Annotated in this window: 14 protein-coding genes; 7 read left to right on the top strand and 7 right to left on the bottom strand. The window is 70.5% G+C overall.

The window, feature by feature from the left end:
- Nucleotides 1-44 precede the first annotated feature (44 nt).
- Nucleotides 45-374 (bottom strand): DUF6172 family protein, encoded by a 330-nt coding sequence (locus QN245_RS02990; protein ID WP_317844522.1) that lies wholly within the window; start codon nucleotides 372-374, stop codon nucleotides 45-47.
- A gap of 161 nt (nucleotides 375-535) precedes the next feature.
- On the opposite strand from QN245_RS02990, the gene QN245_RS02985 reads away from it, so the two are divergent.
- A complete protein-coding gene (locus QN245_RS02985) occupies nucleotides 536-1,297 on the top strand; it encodes an SDR family NAD(P)-dependent oxidoreductase (RefSeq protein WP_317844521.1) in 762 nt (253 codons plus the stop codon).
- A gap of 206 nt (nucleotides 1,298-1,503) precedes the next feature.
- Here the strand turns inward: QN245_RS02985 and QN245_RS02980 are convergent, their stop codons facing one another.
- Nucleotides 1,504-2,136: a Rossmann-fold NAD(P)-binding domain-containing protein gene (locus QN245_RS02980; protein WP_317844520.1), complete on the bottom strand. Its 633-nt coding sequence runs from the start codon at nucleotides 2,134-2,136 to the stop codon at nucleotides 1,504-1,506.
- 422 nt (nucleotides 2,137-2,558) lie between these two features.
- Here QN245_RS02980 and QN245_RS02975 point away from each other — a divergent pair, with 422 nt between their 5' ends.
- Both QN245_RS02975 and QN245_RS02970 read left to right on the top strand, forming a co-directional pair.
- Nucleotides 2,559-3,485 carry a carbohydrate kinase family protein gene (locus tag QN245_RS02975; protein ID WP_160969357.1) on the top strand — a complete coding sequence of 309 codons (927 nt, stop codon included), beginning with the start codon at nucleotides 2,559-2,561 and terminating at the stop codon, nucleotides 3,483-3,485.
- A gap of 91 nt (nucleotides 3,486-3,576) precedes the next feature.
- Nucleotides 3,577-4,077 (top strand): MgtC/SapB family protein, encoded by a 501-nt coding sequence (locus tag QN245_RS02970; RefSeq protein WP_317844519.1) that lies wholly within the window; start codon nucleotides 3,577-3,579, stop codon nucleotides 4,075-4,077.
- On the opposite strand, the gene QN245_RS02965 is transcribed toward QN245_RS02970, so the two are convergent.
- Nucleotides 4,038-4,664 carry a ParB-like protein gene (locus QN245_RS02965; RefSeq protein WP_160969361.1) on the bottom strand — a complete coding sequence of 209 codons (627 nt, stop codon included), beginning with the start codon at nucleotides 4,662-4,664 and terminating at the stop codon, nucleotides 4,038-4,040. The two genes, QN245_RS02970 and QN245_RS02965, sit on opposite strands and share 40 nt — an antisense overlap.
- 477 nt (nucleotides 4,665-5,141) lie before the next feature.
- Here QN245_RS02965 and QN245_RS02960 point away from each other — a divergent pair, with 477 nt between their 5' ends.
- Nucleotides 5,142-6,746, top strand: a complete 1,605-nt coding sequence (locus tag QN245_RS02960) for a GGDEF domain-containing protein (protein ID WP_184447470.1) — start codon at nucleotides 5,142-5,144, stop codon at nucleotides 6,744-6,746.
- A 95-nt stretch (nucleotides 6,747-6,841) separates the two neighbouring features.
- Here QN245_RS02960 and QN245_RS02955 read toward each other — a convergent pair whose 3' ends face one another.
- Together QN245_RS02955 and QN245_RS02950 are read right to left on the bottom strand one after the other, a co-directional pair.
- Nucleotides 6,842-7,738, bottom strand: a complete 897-nt coding sequence (locus tag QN245_RS02955) for a DUF808 domain-containing protein (protein ID WP_317844518.1) — start codon at nucleotides 7,736-7,738, stop codon at nucleotides 6,842-6,844.
- Between the two features lie 129 nt (nucleotides 7,739-7,867).
- A complete protein-coding gene (locus tag QN245_RS02950) occupies nucleotides 7,868-8,614 on the bottom strand; it encodes a DUF808 family protein (protein ID WP_317844517.1) in 747 nt (248 codons plus the stop codon).
- 122 nt (nucleotides 8,615-8,736) lie between these two features.
- Between QN245_RS02950 and QN245_RS02945 the strand changes: the two genes are divergently transcribed.
- Together QN245_RS02945 and QN245_RS02940 are read left to right on the top strand one after the other, a co-directional pair.
- The gene (locus QN245_RS02945) at nucleotides 8,737-10,362 is read left to right on the top strand and encodes a dihydroxyacetone kinase subunit DhaK (protein ID WP_317844516.1); all 1,626 of its coding nucleotides are present in this window, start codon (nucleotides 8,737-8,739) and stop codon (nucleotides 10,360-10,362) included.
- Nucleotides 10,363-10,854: 492 nt separating this feature from the next.
- The gene (locus tag QN245_RS02940) at nucleotides 10,855-11,826 is read left to right on the top strand and encodes an IS110 family RNA-guided transposase (protein WP_317843406.1); all 972 of its coding nucleotides are present in this window, start codon (nucleotides 10,855-10,857) and stop codon (nucleotides 11,824-11,826) included.
- A gap of 134 nt (nucleotides 11,827-11,960) precedes the next feature.
- Here the strand turns inward: QN245_RS02940 and QN245_RS02935 are convergent, their stop codons facing one another.
- Together QN245_RS02935 and QN245_RS02930 are read right to left on the bottom strand one after the other, a co-directional pair.
- Nucleotides 11,961-13,109 (bottom strand): XAC2610-related protein, encoded by a 1,149-nt coding sequence (locus QN245_RS02935; protein ID WP_317844515.1) that lies wholly within the window; start codon nucleotides 13,107-13,109, stop codon nucleotides 11,961-11,963.
- Between the two features lie 85 nt (nucleotides 13,110-13,194).
- Entirely contained in the window at nucleotides 13,195-13,335 is a 141-nt protein-coding gene (locus tag QN245_RS02930) for a hypothetical protein (RefSeq protein WP_317844514.1), read from the bottom strand.
- Between the two features lie 423 nt (nucleotides 13,336-13,758).
- Between QN245_RS02930 and QN245_RS02925 the strand changes: the two genes are divergently transcribed.
- A complete protein-coding gene (locus QN245_RS02925; protein ID WP_167087842.1) occupies nucleotides 13,759-15,450 on the top strand; it encodes an ABC1 kinase family protein in 1,692 nt (563 codons plus the stop codon).
- The last annotated feature ends 96 nt before the right edge of the window (nucleotides 15,451-15,546 follow it).

Below are 15,546 nucleotides of genomic sequence, written 5' to 3'. Positions count from 1 at the left end.
CTGCGCCGCGTGGGTCCCGGCGCTGCGGGCGCGCCGAGTCACGCTCAGTCCTCGAACGGATCGTGCTCGCGCTCGTCCTGGCCGCCCGTGGCCCGCGGCGGCCGCGTGCACGCGCGGCTGCGGATTTCCACGTAGAACTGATCGCCGCCGGCGGCGACCAGCGCGTCGACCGCACGCAGCAGTTCGGCCGGCGGCAGCGCCGCGGCGGTGGCTTCTTCGGTGCCGAACAGGGTGTCGAAATCCCAGTAGTCGGCGCCGGCCGGCAGGGTCTTGCGGCGCTCGCGGCGGATGTACTTGCGGATGTCGTGCTTGGCGGCGTCGAGCAGGCGGTCGGGATGCTTGCCTTCGATGCGGAGCCGGTAGGTCTTCTTCACTGCGGGAAATCCTGGAAAGGGAATGCGGCCATCGCAAGGCGGCGGCGCGGCGGGCGCACCATGGCGGCGCGTGCGACGGCCGCCATGGTGCCAGAAGCGGCCGCGTGCTGCGGATTGCGCGGATAATCGGCACACGCCCCACGGCCACGCAGGAGCCACCGATGACCGATCCGTCCGCCTTCGCGGGATACCGCGTGCTCGTCGCCGGCGCCAGCCGCGGCATCGGCCTTGCCATCGCCGACGCCTTTGCCCGGCACGGCGCGGCGGTGGCGATCTGCGCACGCAGTCCCGCGCCGCTGGCCGACGCCGCCGCGCAGTTGCAGCGCCACGGCCACCTGGTCGCGTCACAGTGCTGCGACCTGGCCGACGCCGCGCAGATCGCGGGCTGGGTGGCGCAGGCCGCCGACGCGCTCGGCGGCATCGACGTGATGATCAACAACGCCTCCGGCTACGGCCATGGCGACGACGATGCGAGCTGGCAGGCCGGCTTCGACATCGACCTGATGGCCGCGGTGCGCTGCAACCGCGCCGCGCTGCCGCATCTGCGCGGCAGCGGCCGTGGCTGCATCCTCAACATCAGCTCGATCAACGGCCTGCGGCCGACGCCGCGGGTGCCGGCGTACTCGGCAGCGAAGGCGGCACTGAACTACTACACGACGACACTGGCGACGCAGCTGGCGCGCGAGCGGATCCGGGTCAATGCGATCGCGCCCGGGTCCATCGAGTTTCCCGGCGGGCTGTGGGAGCAACGCCGCCAGCAGCAGCCCGAGCTGTACCGGCAGATCCGCGCCAGCATTCCGTTCGGCGCCTTCGGCGCGATCGACGACGTCGCCAACGCAGCGCTGTTCCTGGCCTCGCCGCAGGCGCGCTGGATCACCGGCCAGGTGCTGGCGGTGGACGGCGGGCAGTCGCTGGGCGCCTGAGGCGGGTCGCGTGTGCGGCCACGGCCAGTGCGCGCGAGCGCGTGGCGACGAGCGTGGGCTGCACGCGATGCAGTAGTGATGCGACCTGGCGCCGGCGTCGCGCCGCAGACGACCGCTCCACGGCCGTGCTGTCGCTATCGCACACGCAATGCCGCGGACTCGCGCACGCTCTCCAATCCCGAATCCCCACTCCCCAATCCCGGCTCCTAAACCAACTGCGCCGCATCGATCACCTGCACACCCGGTCGCGGCTGCAGCACGGCCGCGACCAGTGCCGCGGCGATGCGTTCGGCCGGATTGATCCGGTAGCGCCGCGGCAGCAGCGGCCCGAGCGCCCGCAGCACCACGCTGGCCGCGTGTTCACCGCGGCGCCGTTGCGCACGCTCGCCGCCGATCAGCCCGGGACGTACCAGGGTCAACGATGGATAGTCGAGCGCGCGCAGGTCGTTTTCCAGATCGCCCTTGACCCGGTTGTAGAACGCCCAGGACTGCGGATCCGCTCTCAGCGCCGAGTTGAGCGCGAACGCCTCGGCGCCGTGCTGGCGGAGCAGCCGCGCGATCGCCAGCGGGTAGTCGTGATCGACCCGACGGAACGCCTCGCGGGAACCGGCCTGGCGCATCGTGGTGCCGAGCGCGCAGATCGCCGCCTGCACCTGCCACCACGACGCCTGCGCCGGCAGCGCGTCGAAGTCGAGCACCGGGTTGTGCAGCTTGGGATGGTCCAGTTCCAGCGCGCGCCGGGTCGGTGCGATCACTGCGCTGCAGGCCGGGTCGGCCAGCAACTGGGTCAGCGCGTGGCCGCCGACCAGGCCGGTGGCGCCGGCGAGCAGGATCTTCATGCGGATGTCCTTGGAGACAGGCGGGGGAAGTTCCGACTATCGCAGGCGGAGCGGGAAGGTACTGTCGGGGTGCTTGTGTGGCGGGCATGGGTCAACGAGGCGCTGCGCGCCCTACCCTCACCCCAACCCCTCTCCCGGGGGGAGAGGGGCTATGGCGCGCGGCTGTTCCTTCTCCCCTCGGGAGAAGGTGCCCCGAAGGGGCGGATGAGGGTACGGCCGCAAGCCAGGCATCCTCCCTAGATAAGGGTACGGCCGCCAGTCAGGCTTCCTCCCTAAATGACGTACGAGCGCCATCCAGGCGGCCACCCTACACGGCAGCCCAGCAGCCCGCTCCCGCACGGTCGCCGCGCCGCAGCAGGTACGCCACAATAGCCGCCCCATCGCGCCGGCCGGCGCGCTGCAACCTGACGAGGAGCGGTTCGATGTTCGTGGTGTGCGGAGAGGCCTTGTACGACATCTTCATCGACGGCTACGCCGGCACCTCGGTCGGGATGACCGCGCGCCAGGGCGGTTCGCCGTTCAACGTGGCGATCGGCCTGGCCCGCCTGGGTGCGCCGTCGGCGCTGTTCACCGGCCTGTCCACCGACCCGCTCGGCCGCCAGTTGCGCACCACCCTCGAACGCGAAGGCGTGGCCCTGGACTACTGCATCGACAAACGCGAGGCGACCACCCTGGTGATGGTCGCGCTCGACGGCGACGGCGTGCCCAATTACGCGTTCTACGGCACCGGCTGCGCCGACCGCGCACTGACCGAGTCCGACCTGCCGACGCTGGACGCGCGCGTCGGCGGCCTGCATTTCGGCTCCTACACGCTGGTCGCCGAGACCACCGCCAGCACCTTCCAGGCGCTGGCCGAGCGCGAGCGCGGGCAGCGGCTGATCTCGCTGGACCCGAACGTGCGGCCGACGGTGGAACCGGACATGGCGGTATGGCGCGCGCGGCTGGCGCGCTGGATCGCGCTGGCGCACGTGGTCAAGGTCAGCCAGGAAGACATCGAGTTGCTGTATCCGCAGCAGGATCCGTTCGCCATCGCCCGCAGCTGGCTGCAGCAGGGGCCGTCGCTGGTGGTGATGACCCTGGGCGGCGACGGCGCGGTGGCCTGGCGCGGCGACAGCGAGGCGCGCGTGCGCGGCCGCGTGGTGCAGGTGGCCGATACGGTCGGCGCCGGCGACAGCTTCCAGGCGGCGCTGCTGCAGCAGTTGCCCGACCCGGCCGCGCTGGCGGCGCTGGGCAGCGAGCCGGCCGCGCTGGAGCGCCTGCTGCAGTTCTGCGTGGCCGCCGCGGCAATCAACTGCACTCGCGCCGGCGCCAACCCACCGAGCCTGGACGAGGTCCGCGCCGCGCTCTGAAGCCGACCCACGGCACACACGACATGCGCGCGGCCGGGTTTCCTATGATGGGCCGGCCGCCCACGGCGCCACATCCACCAGGAGACCTGCCTTGATCGAGCTGTCCGACATCGCCGTGCGCCTGGGAAGCGCCGCCCTCGCCGGCGCGGCGATCGGGTTGAACCGCGACCTGCACGGCAAACCGATCGGGATCCGCACGCTGGGACTGGTCGGCCTGGCCACCGCGATGGTGGTGCTGCTGGCCGACCCGCTCGGCAAGGGCGGCTTCACCGACGCCGGCAGCCGCGTCATCCAGGGCATCCTGACCGGCATCGGCTTCCTCGGTGCCGGCGTCATCTATCACGCCCAGAAACACGTCCGGGTGCATGGCCTGACCAGCGCCGCCTGCGTCTGGCTCACCGCCTGCATCGGCATCATGTGCGGCGCCGGCCAGTGGCAGATCGTGGCCGTGTCCCTGGCCATCGCCTTCGTCATCCTGTTGGTTGGCGGCCGCGTCGAACGCGCCTTGCACGGGCTCCTGGGCGGCAAGCCGCACCATGCCGCGGCCACCGATCAGTCGTCGGACGACGGCCCGCACCAGCCGGGCAAGTAGCTCGCCTCCCTGCTCTTGGCGAGCGCGAGCGCGGTCTCCATGGCGCGTGCGAAGTCGTCCTTGATGTCGCGGCGCCGCAACCGGCGGCGGAACAGGTCGGCCCACAGGAATTCGCTGAACGGGGTGGTGTCCTTGGCATAGCCGCCCGCACGGCGCACCTCGCCGGCGAGGCTGCGGTAGGGATCGTCCTTCAGGTCGGCGATCGACGTCGGCATGTCCTTGAACGGGCGGCGCTCGCCCTTTGCGTCGTAGGGATAGGCCCAGCGGCGATGATCCAGCACGCTCCACAGCGCGGCCTTGTCGACGACGCTGAGGTCGGCGATCACCGTGACCAGGATGTCCTTCACCCCTTCGTCGTGCAGCGCCCGCGCCAGGTGGTGATGGTCCACCACGTAGTACTTGCCGTCCGGCCCCAGCACCACCGGGATCATGTGCTTGCCGAGCAGCTCGGCCTGCTTGTGCCTGGAGGCGTGTGCGCGCCAGCGCTTGCGCTTCTCCTTCACCTCGCGCATGCCCACGGTCATCTGCGTCGGGCGCAAGGACAGGATCGGGACAGGGTGCAGCAGCGGTTCGCGGGAATCGGCCATGCTCGGTCTCGGTGGAGGTGGGGGGCGTGTAGCGCTGTCGACGCTGCGGTAGGCGCAGCCGCCAGAGTGCCAGTGCCGTGCGCGTCTTGCACGGCGTCCGGACACGCGGCGATCTTTCGGCAAGCCAGGCTTGCTCCCCTCTCCCTCCGGGACCACGGCCCCCTTTTCGGGGGAGGGGCCGGGGGTGAGGGTGCGACAGCTAGGGAACCTCTTCCCCAGACGCCTCCCTAGCCACCCGACCCTCATCCGCCCCTTCGGGGCACCTTCTCCCGAAGGGAGAAGGGACGGGCGACCACGCCGCCTGAGCACATACTCCCCTCTCCCCCCGGGAGAGGGGCTGGGGGTGAGGGTACGACCGCAATGGAGTCTTCTTCACAGACCCACCACCCGCCCGCTCAAGCGCGCGCCGCCGGCGCCGATATCCAGAGCCTGAGCGCCAGCATGGGCGGCGCATTGACTGGGGAGGAGCCGGCCGGCATGTCGGACCAACGCGACGAGCCGCCCATCAGCGGACTGCGCAAACTGCTGTCGCCACGTCGGCGCGAGCCGGCGTCGACGGCGGCCGCGACGCTGCCGGCGCGCGCGCATGGCCATGGGCACAAGCACGGCCACGCGATGGCGCCTGTGGCGGGCGCAACCGACCCGGCCGCCGCCACCGCCGCGCTGATCCGCCTGTTCCAGCAGGCGCACGAGCCGCAAGGCCTGCTCGGCGCCTTCGCCGATGGCATGGCCTCGTTGCATGGCGAACTGGGCGACATGGGCCGGCGCCTGCAATCGGCAGCGAGCAGCGGCGACTGGCCCAGCTATGGCCGCGCGCTGCGCCAGCTGATCGACAAGTACATTCGCACCATCGACATCGAAGACCCGCTGGCCGGGCCCAGCGACAGCGAGCGCCTGCGCGACCTGCTGCGGCAGACCGTGGCCGGCGCGCTGGCGGCGCTGCTGCACACCCTGCCCGAGCTGGCCGGCGAGGCCGAGGCCAGCGGCGAGGCGCTGCGCCAGTGGCGCCCCGGGCAACCGCTGGAACCGGTGGCGCAGCAGGTACGCGAGTTGTGCCACCAGATCGCGTTGCGCGCCAACGACGGCCAGGAGCAACAGGCGCTGTTGCTGAGCCTGTTCGACCTGCTGCTGGAGAATGTCGGCGAACTGCTCGAAGACACCAGTTGGCTGCAGGGCCAGATCGCGGTGGTGCGCGACCTGATCGCCGGGCCGCTGGACCGCTACTCGATCGAGGAGGCACGCGGCAGCCTGCGCGAGGTGATCTACAAGCAGGGGCTGCTCAAGCAGGGCATCGCCGAGTCCAAGAACGCCATGAAGGAGCTGATGCTGACCTTCGTCGCGGACCTGGACGGCATGGCCGCCAGCACCGGCGAATTCCACGACCGCATCGCCGACTACTCGCAGACCATCCGCGACGCGCGCAGCATCGCCGACCTCAACCGCCTGCTGCAGGAAGTGCTGCAGGACACCGGCCACGTGCAGGAGCAGGCGCTGCGCGCGCGCGACCACCTGATCGCCGCGCGCCAGGAAGTGGACGCGGCCGAACAGCGCATCCTGCGCCTGGAGCAGGAACTGCAGGACGTCAGCGGCCTGGTGCGCGTCGACCAGCTCACCGGCGCGCTCAACCGCCGCGGCCTGGAGGACCTGTTCGCGCGCGAACTGGTGCGCACCGAGCGCAGCGCGCAGCCGTTGTGCGTGGCGATGCTGGACCTGGACGATTTCCGCCAGCTCAACGCGACCTACGGCCACCCCGGCGGCGACAGCGCGCTGCGCCACGTGGTGGAAGTGGCACGCACCACGTTGCGCGCCAGCGACGCCATCGCCCGCTTCGGCGGCGAGGAATTCCTGCTGCTGATGCCGGACTGCACGATCTTCGAGGCCAGCGCGGCGGTGACCCGGGTGCAGCGCGCCCTGGCCCAGCGCGCGGTGGTGCACGAGGACCAGCGCGTGTTCGTCAGCTTCAGCGCCGGCGTCGCCCTGCGCCAGCCCGGCGAAGCGCAGGACGCGCTGATCCGCCGCGCCGACCGTGCGCTGTACGAGGCCAAGAAGGCCGGCAAGAACCGGGTGGTTTCGGCCGATTAGCGCCGGCGTGGCCGGCGCGGGATTCGGGAGTCGGGATTGGGGATTGGCAGAGCGGCGCGCTTGGCCAGCTGTTACGAATCCCCAATCTCCAATCCCTACTCCCGAACTTTCTTGATGCCCAACACCACGGCCAGCACCATGGCGCCGGCCACGATTCCCACCACGGCATTGCCCAACGCAAGCACCAGGCTGCCCAGGCCGCCGCTCGGGGCGATGCCCTCGATGGCGTGATGCAGCGGACCGATGCTGTGCACCAGGATGCCGCCGCCGACCAGGAACATCGCCGCGGTGCCGGCGACCGACAGGGTGCGCATCAACCACGGCGCCAGCCACAGGATGCCGCGGCCGATGGTCGCGGCGGCGGCGCCCTTGCGGCTCAGGTACAGGCCCAGGTCGTCGAGCTTGACGATGCCGGCGACTAGGCCGTAGACGCCGGCGGTCATCGCCAGCGCGATCGCCACCAGCACCGCGAGCTGCTGCACGAACGGCACGCCGGCAACCACGCCCAGCGACAGCACGATGATCTCCGCCGAGAGGATGAAGTCGGTGCGGATCGCGCCCTTGACCTTGTCCTTCTCCAGCGCCACCACGTCCACCTGCTGGTCGGCCAGGGCCTGCACCTTTTGCGCGTGACGTTCCGCATCCTCTTCCTTCGAATGCAGGAAGCGGTGCGCCAGCTTCTCCACGCCCTCGAAGCACAGGAACGCGCCGCCGATCATCATCAGCGGGGTGATCGCCCACGGCAGCCACGCGCTGATCGCCAGCGCCGCCGGCACCAGGATCGCCTTGTTGAGCAGCGAACCCTTTGCCACCGCCCACACCACCGGCAGTTCGCGGTCGGCGTTCACCCCGGTCACCTGCTGCGCGTTCAGCGCCAGGTCGTCGCCGAGCACACCGGCGGTCTTCTTGGCCGCGACCTTGGTCAGCAGCGACACGTCGTCGAGCAGGGTGGCGATGTCGTCGAGCAGGGTGAACAGGCTGGCGCCGGCCATGCGGGGATTCCATTCGGGATGAGCGGCGATTCTCGCCGATTCCGGCACGCGGTGGGCTGCCGGCCGCATCGGTCTCCGCCCGGGTGTATCCCATTACCGGCCCCGCGCGCTGCACAACCTGACGTAACGCTACTTGATGAGGCCTTCCGGCGAGGACGGGAAGATCAATGCGTGTGTCGCGCCGATCGCCGACGCCGCGCCGAGCACGAGCGACACAACCAAAGCGAGCAGCGACAGGCCACGCAACAGCCGCGGCGCCAGCGCCAACAGGACGCGCCCGAGCGCCGCGACGCGACCGCGCGCACCGTGCACGCGCAGGCCCAGGTCGGCGAGCAGGACGAGCGCGGCGACCGGTGTGTACATGGCCAGTGCCAGCGCAACGGCCATCAGCGCCACGCCGAGCGCGGAAAACGCAAACGGCAGCATGGACAGCACCAGGCTGGTCACGACGATGCACTGGATCGACACGACGACATCGGTCCGCATCGCGCCCTTGAGCAGCCCGGCGATCCGGGCGTCGTCTTCGGCACCAGGATCGGCCGCCGGGCGGCGCCAGGAGCGCGCCAGCCACTCCAGGCTTTCGTAGCTCTGGTACAGCCCGCACAAGCACAACAGCCCCAGCGTCAGCCGATCCGTGACGTTGTCGTGCGTCCCGAACACCGAGAGTGGCGGCAGCATGGCGTAGAGCGCCAGCAACGCCGGCACCAGCGCCAGCTTGCCCAACAGCGCGCGCCCGAACGCCTTGCCCAGTAGCCACCAGGCGCGCCCGATCGGCGCCGCGGCCACCGCCCGCGCCTGTGCCGGGGCCCGGCGCGCAGTCTCGTCCAGCGCGGACGCCAGCGCACCAAGCAAGGTGAACAGGCTGGTGCGAGCCATGCGCGTTCCTGTTGGGAAGGTCGGCGCCATTCTCACCGAGATCGCGTGGCGGCGCCGCGCGCCACGGCATCACCCGCACTCGGCTACCCTGCGGCCCAGCCCCGCACCGCCAAGGAGACGCCATGGACCAGTTCCTCACCGCGCCCCGCGCCATCGTCGACGACGTGCTCGCGGCCGCGGCCATGCTGCAACCGCTGCTGCTGTCTGAGGCCGACAGCGGCACCCGCATCGTGCTGCAGGCCGCGCGCGATCCGCGCCAGGTCGCGGTGCTGTCCGGCGGCGGTGCCGGGCACGAGCCGGCGCATGCCGGCTTCGTCGGCCCGGGCATGCTCAGCGGCGCCATCGCCGGCGACCTGTTCGCCTCGCCCGGCGTGGAGGCGGTGCTGGCGGCGATCCGCGCCTGCGCCGACGCGCTCGGCGTGCTGCTGGTGATCAAGAACTACACCGGCGACCGGCTCAATTTCGGCCTGGCCGCCGAGCGCGCCCGCGCCGAGGGCATCGACGTGGCCAGCGTGCTGGTCGCCGACGACATCGCCCTGCCCGACGCCGCGCAGCCGCGCGGCATCGCCGGCACGGTGCTGGTGCACAAGTACGTGGGCCACCTGGCGCGCGGGGGCATGCCGCTGGCCGAACTGGCGCAGCGCGGCCAGGCCTTCGCCGACCGCCTGCTGTCGCTGGGCATGGCGTTGTCCAGTTGCAGCGTGCCCGGCCAGCACGTGGGCCGTCGCGCACCGGAACTGGGGCTGGGCATCCACAACGAGCCGGGTGCGCGGCCGGTACAGCCGGGCGCGGTGGAAGAGGCGCTGGCGCTGGTCCTGGACCCGCTGCTGGCACAGGCCGATGCCCGCCTCGGTGCCGACGCGCCGCTGGTGCTGATGCTCAACGACCTCGGCGGCTGCTCGACGCAGGAACTGGGCGTGCTGACGCGGCTGGCGCTGCAGCGCATCGGCGTCGACCGCATCGCGCTGATGCCGCTGCCGGCGGCGCTGATGACCTCGATGGACATGCACGGTTTCTCGATCACTCTGGCGCCGGCCGATGCCGACGTGCTGGCCGCGCTGCAGGCGCCGGTGCAGACCCTGGGCTGGCCCGGCGTGCGCGTGCCGCACGCGGCGCAGACCTTTGCTCCGGTGCTGAAGCGCGACGACAGCCACCGCCATGGCGCGCGCGACGCGCAGTGCGCCGCAGCACTGGCCCGCGTGGCGCAGGCGCTGATCGCCGCGCAGGCGGAGCTGGACGCGCTGGACGCGCGCAGCGGCGATGGCGACGCCGGCAGCACCTTCGCCGCCGGCGCGCGCGCCCTGCAGCAGGCATTGGACACCGATGCGCTGGCGACCGGCGATGACGCCGCACTGGCGCGCGGCCTGGCGGCGACGATCGAACACAGCATGGGCGGTTCCAGCGGCGTGCTGCTGTCGATCCTGTTCACCACCGCCGCCGGCGCACTGGCGGACGGCCGCGACTGGGTGCAGGCCCTGCAGGCCGGCGTGGCACGAATGCAGCACTACGGCGGCGCGCAACGCGGCGACCGCACCCTGCTAGACGCGCTGCTGCCGGCGCTGGACGCCCTGGCGCAGGGCGCCGGCGTGGGCGCCGCCGCGCGCGCCGCACGTGCTGGCGCCGATGCCACCGCACACCTCACGCGCGCTGGCGCCGGCCGCGCTGCCGCGGTGCCCGCGGACGCACTGTGTGGCGTGATCGACCCCGGCGCCGAAGCGGTGGCGCGGGCGTTCGCGGCGTGGGGGTGAAGCGACCGGTCGGGTCGGCCAACGCGGCGCAAGGCAGGTATGGGTAACGAGGGCAGCAGGCATCGTCGGGAACGGCTTTCGCGGCTGAAGCCGCTCCTACGACGAACCCCACATGCGTGGCGTCATCACCGCACACGCACGCAGATTCGCATGCAGTTCAAGGACCATCGCCGGCTGCAGCCTTTGTAGGAGCGGCTTCAGCCGCGACGTGCGTTCCCGGTGAAGCCTGTCGCGGCTGAAGCCGCTCCTTGTATCTGGACCTGGCGCCCTTAAACAGGCGTCATGTCTTCCGACTGATCATCGGAGGAGGTGTGGGAAGTCCAGTCGCTCCTGAAGCTTAGAGCTTGCATCGTAGATCGGCTCCCCTCTCCACATGCTGGCCCTTGGGTGTCCGAACGGTATCCAGAGTCCGCCCCCGGCGTGAACTCGCATCGACAAGGCAGGACCGGGCACAGCGCCGATCATGACCCTGACACGATGGAGGAATCGCGTATGTCTCCCGTCATCGGCATCGACGTCGCCAAGCGCAGTTTCGATGTGGCCAGCGAGCTGACCAATGGCAAGCACCGTACCAAGGCCAAGTTGTCCAACGATGCCAAGGGCTTCCAGGCCCTGCAGGCATGGCTGCAGACCCATGCGCAGCCCGATAGCTGGATCGCCATGGAGGCCACTGGCACCTACCACCAGGCACTGGCCGAGTTCCTCCACGCACGAGGCTATCGGGTGTGCGTGCTCAACCCGGCGCAGACGGCCGCGTATGCACGCAGCCAGCTCAGCCGGGTCAAGACCGATCGCAGCGATGCCAAGCTGATCGCCAGCTATGCCCTGCGTCACCGCGAGCAGTTACGCCGTTGGCACCCTGATCCGCCGGCGCTCAAGCAACTCAAGGCACTGGTGCGCCGGCGCCAGGACTTGCAACAGATGCTGCAGATGGAGCGCAACCGGCTGGACGTCGCTCCGGCCCAGGTGAAGGACTCGATCCAGGTCCATCTGGCCGATCTGCAACATCACATCGCCCAGATCGAGCAGGCCATCGATGACCATATCGACCAGGATCCGACCTTGCGGGGGCAGCGCGAGTTACTGGTGAGCATCCAGGGCATCGCCGACACCAGTGCGGCCTTGATGCTGGCTGAGCTTGGCGATGTGAGGCGCTTTGCCGATGCCTCGGCGGTGACCGCCTTCGCCGGCCTGAATCCGTGCCTGCAGGAGTCGGGCGACCGCAAAGGCCATGTCTGCATCTCGCGCACCGGCTCGCCCCGCCTGCGCGCTGGCCTGTTCATGCCGGCCCTGGTGGCCATGACCCACAATCCGGTCATCCGGGCGCTGAAACAGCGGCTAAGCGAACGCGGCAAAGCCGGCAAGCAGATCGTGTGCGCCGCCATGCGCAAGCTCCTGCACCTCGCCTATGGCGTCCTCAAATCGGGCACCGCGTTCGACCCGAAAAGGGGCCTTGCCTGCTAGGGGGTAAGACGGTATCTACAGATGGCGCCATCGGGGCTGCAATGGGCTGACCGGGTGCACTGTGGGAGGGACTTCAGTCCCGACCCGTGTAGCCCGGATCGCCAGCGCCCTTCGGCACCACGACCCGCGGCCCGCTACTCCGCCGACGCAGCCTCCAGCACCTTCGCCACCGCCTGCAGCGAGCCGCGCACCGAGCCGGGCTGAAGCGTCAGCGGCTGCACCTTGCCGCGCACCACCACCTCCATGCGCTGCGGCACCCCCTGCGCATTGCCGACGATGCGGTAGGTAGTGTCGCCACGCTCGAAGCTGAGCACGTGCCGGTCCGCGTCGTAGTCCATCGCCTCGCGTTCGGCATCCGGATACAAAAGGTCCACCCGCTGCTGCGCGCCGATCGCGGCATAGAACGGCTTGCTGCTGGCGCCATCGCCGACGTTGGCGAACACCACGATGCGCTTTCCGGCCGGCGCCAGGCGGAACTCGAGCAGGATCTTGCGCTGGCCCACCGCAGTCTCGCCTTCCTCGTCCCACACGTAGTGCATGTCGGGCACGCGCTTGCCGCCACGGTCGCGATACACCGTCTCCTGCTCCAGTCCCGGCCCGTCGCCGCGCGCGTCAAAGACCGTTTCGCTCTCCAGCAGCGGCGCGCCATCGCGGATCGAGTACGTCGCGTACTGGTGCCAGCAGCAGCCGTCCTTGGTCATGGTGTGGATCTCACGCGCCTCGGCATCCACCTGGAACAGGCCACAGTTGCTCTGCGCCAGCTCGGTGAAGCCGGGACTGGCCTCGAAGCCATCGGCGGTCCCCAGATACACCTGGTAGGACGGGCCGTGATAGCAGCTGTTCTGGCCGTCCATCACCGCCAGGTCCTTGATGCCGTCGAAGTTGAAATCGTCGTAGATCAGCACGCTCTGCTCGCCGTACGGCAACTCATGCACGTTGGCCTTGACCTTGGTGCCCTTGGCATCGGTGTCCACCACCAACTCTGGCGAGGCCACTTCGAGCAGCGGCGTGGCGTTGCCGCGGGCGAACACGCGCACGATTCCGGGCCGGAACACCTCGTCGTTGTCCTCGACCTCCAGCGTCGCGCGGTAGCGGTCGGAAAAGTCCTGCAGCTCGTAGCTGCGGCGCTTGCTGGCAGCAAAGGCCTTGGCATCGAAATCCTCGCCGGCATAGCGCTGGAGCGCGGCCGCGGCGGTCGCGTTCGCCGACAGCAGCACGGCCAGCAGCGCGCACGCTACGAGGACCGCGGCACGGCGGACGGCAGGGAAAACGACGACGGGCATGGCAGCGCTCCTGGCAGGTGACAGCGAGCTCCCAGAATAAGCCCGGCCGTGGCACTGGAACAGAGGCGGCCGACCGCCTGCGACGTCAGAACAAGGCACGCGCGAAGGCGCGCAGGGCGTTGCGCACCTCGGTGGCGACGCCGGCACCGTCGTCGCCCAGCAAGACCATGACCAGTAGCGCCAGGATCACCACCGCCACCAGCAGCGCGAGCCGACGTCGGCTCATCGGGCGGCAGCCATGCCGACACCGCGTGCCTGTGCGCGCATCGCGCCGTCGGGCGGTGCGGTCTCCGGCGCATCGCACCGCTGGCCGCGCCGCAAGCGGAAGCAGCGACGCGCTCCGCGCGATATCGCCTGTTCACTCCACCGCATTCCGCTTCCGATCCTCGCTATCGCAACGCGGCAGGATACGACGCATCACCATGACGAGGACGCCATCGCAAGCGCCGGGGATAGCGCCGACGGCGGCAGACCATGCGCAAGGCCGGGATCGCGCCTGTCGTGTGACAGCGACCATCGCCCCCTTCCCGGCAGCGAATGCAGGCACCTCCCGGCAGCGGCGCCCAGCCGACGCGCGCGGCGGGATTCACCGCGCAACGACCCGGCCATCGCCACACTCGACCGCGCCTACCCTTGCCCGGAGCCCACCTTGAGCGCGACGCCCGACGCGGCCGACACCCCGCACGTGATCGGCGGCCTCAGCCGCCGTACCCAGATCCTGCGCCTGCTGCTGCGCTACCGCAGCTCCGGGGTGTTTTCCGGCATGGACATGGAGACCGCCCAGGGCGAGCACGAGCTGCCGCCGGAAGGCACGCCGGAACAGTTCGTCACCGACCTGGAAGCGCTGGGCCCGACCTTCGTCAAGCTCGGGCAGATGCTGTCCACGCGCCCGGACGTGGTGCCGCCGGAGTTCGCCACCGCCCTGGAGCGGATGCAGGAGAACACCGCGCCGATTCCGAGCGAGCGCATCCGCGAGATCGTCGAGGCCGAACTCGGCGTCGGCATCAACAAGGCCTTCTCCGCCTTCGACGACACCCCCCTGGGCAGCGCCTCGCTGGCGCAGGTGCACCGCGCCGCGCTGCGCGACGGCACCCCGGTGGCGATCAAGGTGCAGAAGCCCGAGGTCGCCGCGCAGGTGCGCTCGGACCTTGAGGTGCTGCGCAGCTTCGCCAACGCCGCCGACAAGCTCACCGGGCTGGGCCGGCGCATCCGCTTCGCCGACTGGCTGGCCGAGTTCGGCAAGGCGCTGCTGGCCGAACTGAACTACGAGGCCGAAGCCGAGAACCTGGCGCGCTTCGGCGAGCACCTGCGGCCGTTCCCGCAGCTGTGGGTGCCGCAGCCGGTGTGGGACCTGTGCAGCCGCCGCGTGCTGACCATGCAGCTGGCCGAAGGCGTGCGCGTGGACAAGATCTCCGGGCTGCGTCGCACCGAGCAGCCGATGGACGACCTGGCCGCGGCACTGGTGCGCGGCTACCTGGACCAGATGTTCGTGCACGGCGAGATCCACGCCGACCCGCATCCGGGCAACCTGCGCGTGCTCGCCGACGGGCGCCTGGCGATCTTCGACCTGGGCATGGTCGCGCACGTGCCGCCGAAGCTGCGCGAGCGCCTGCTCAAGTTGCTGTTCGCGGCGGTCGACGGCCGCGGCGAGGAAGTGGCCGAGGAGACCATCGCGCTGAGCACGCGCCTGGAGGACTTCGACGAGGAGCGCTACCAGCGCGAGACCGGGCAGATGATCGCCCGCTACGCGGCGCACGACGCCATGTCCGAAGGCCGGGTGGTGCTGGACCTGGTGCGCATCGCCACCACTTACGGGCTGCGCACGCCGCCCGAACTGAGCCTGCTCGGCAAGACCCTGCTGAACCTGGAAGCGGTATGCCGCGCGCTGTCGCCGCATCTGGACACGCGCGTGGTGGTCGAGGACCAGTTGCAGCACGTGATGCGCGCGCGGTTGAAGAAATCGCTGTCGGCGGCCAACCTGGCCAGCGAGGCGATGGAACTGCAGGCGCTGCTGCGCGAAGGCCCGCGCCGGCTCTCGGACATCCTCACCCTGGCCGCGGAGAACCGCCTGCAGGTGCGCGTGGCCGGCCTGGAGGAATCGCGACTGATGGAAAGCCTGCAGAAGATCGCCAACCGCGTCGCCGCAGGCATCGTCACCGCCGCGCTGATCCTGGCCTCCACGCAGATGATGCGCATCGACACCGGCACCAAGCTGTTCGGCTACCCGGCGATCGCGATGGTGCTGTTCCTGCTCGGCGTGGTGCTGGGCCTGGGCATCGTGGTCAGCGCGGTGCTGTTCGACCGGCGCATCCGCGCCCGCGAGGAGCGCGGTAGGCGCTAAAGGCCGGGATTGGGGAGTCGGGATTGGGGATTCGTAGGAGCGGCTCAGACGCGACCTGCAGCGCCGGCAGCTGGCGGCCAAAGCCGCTTGGCGCTT

Origin of the sequence: Xanthomonas rydalmerensis, from assembly GCF_033170385.1 — a bacterium.
Lineage (GTDB): Bacteria > Pseudomonadota > Gammaproteobacteria > Xanthomonadales > Xanthomonadaceae > Xanthomonas_A > Xanthomonas_A rydalmerensis.
The sequence above is the reverse complement of the archived record's forward strand: the minus strand, read 5'-3'. Positions and strand labels throughout refer to the sequence as shown.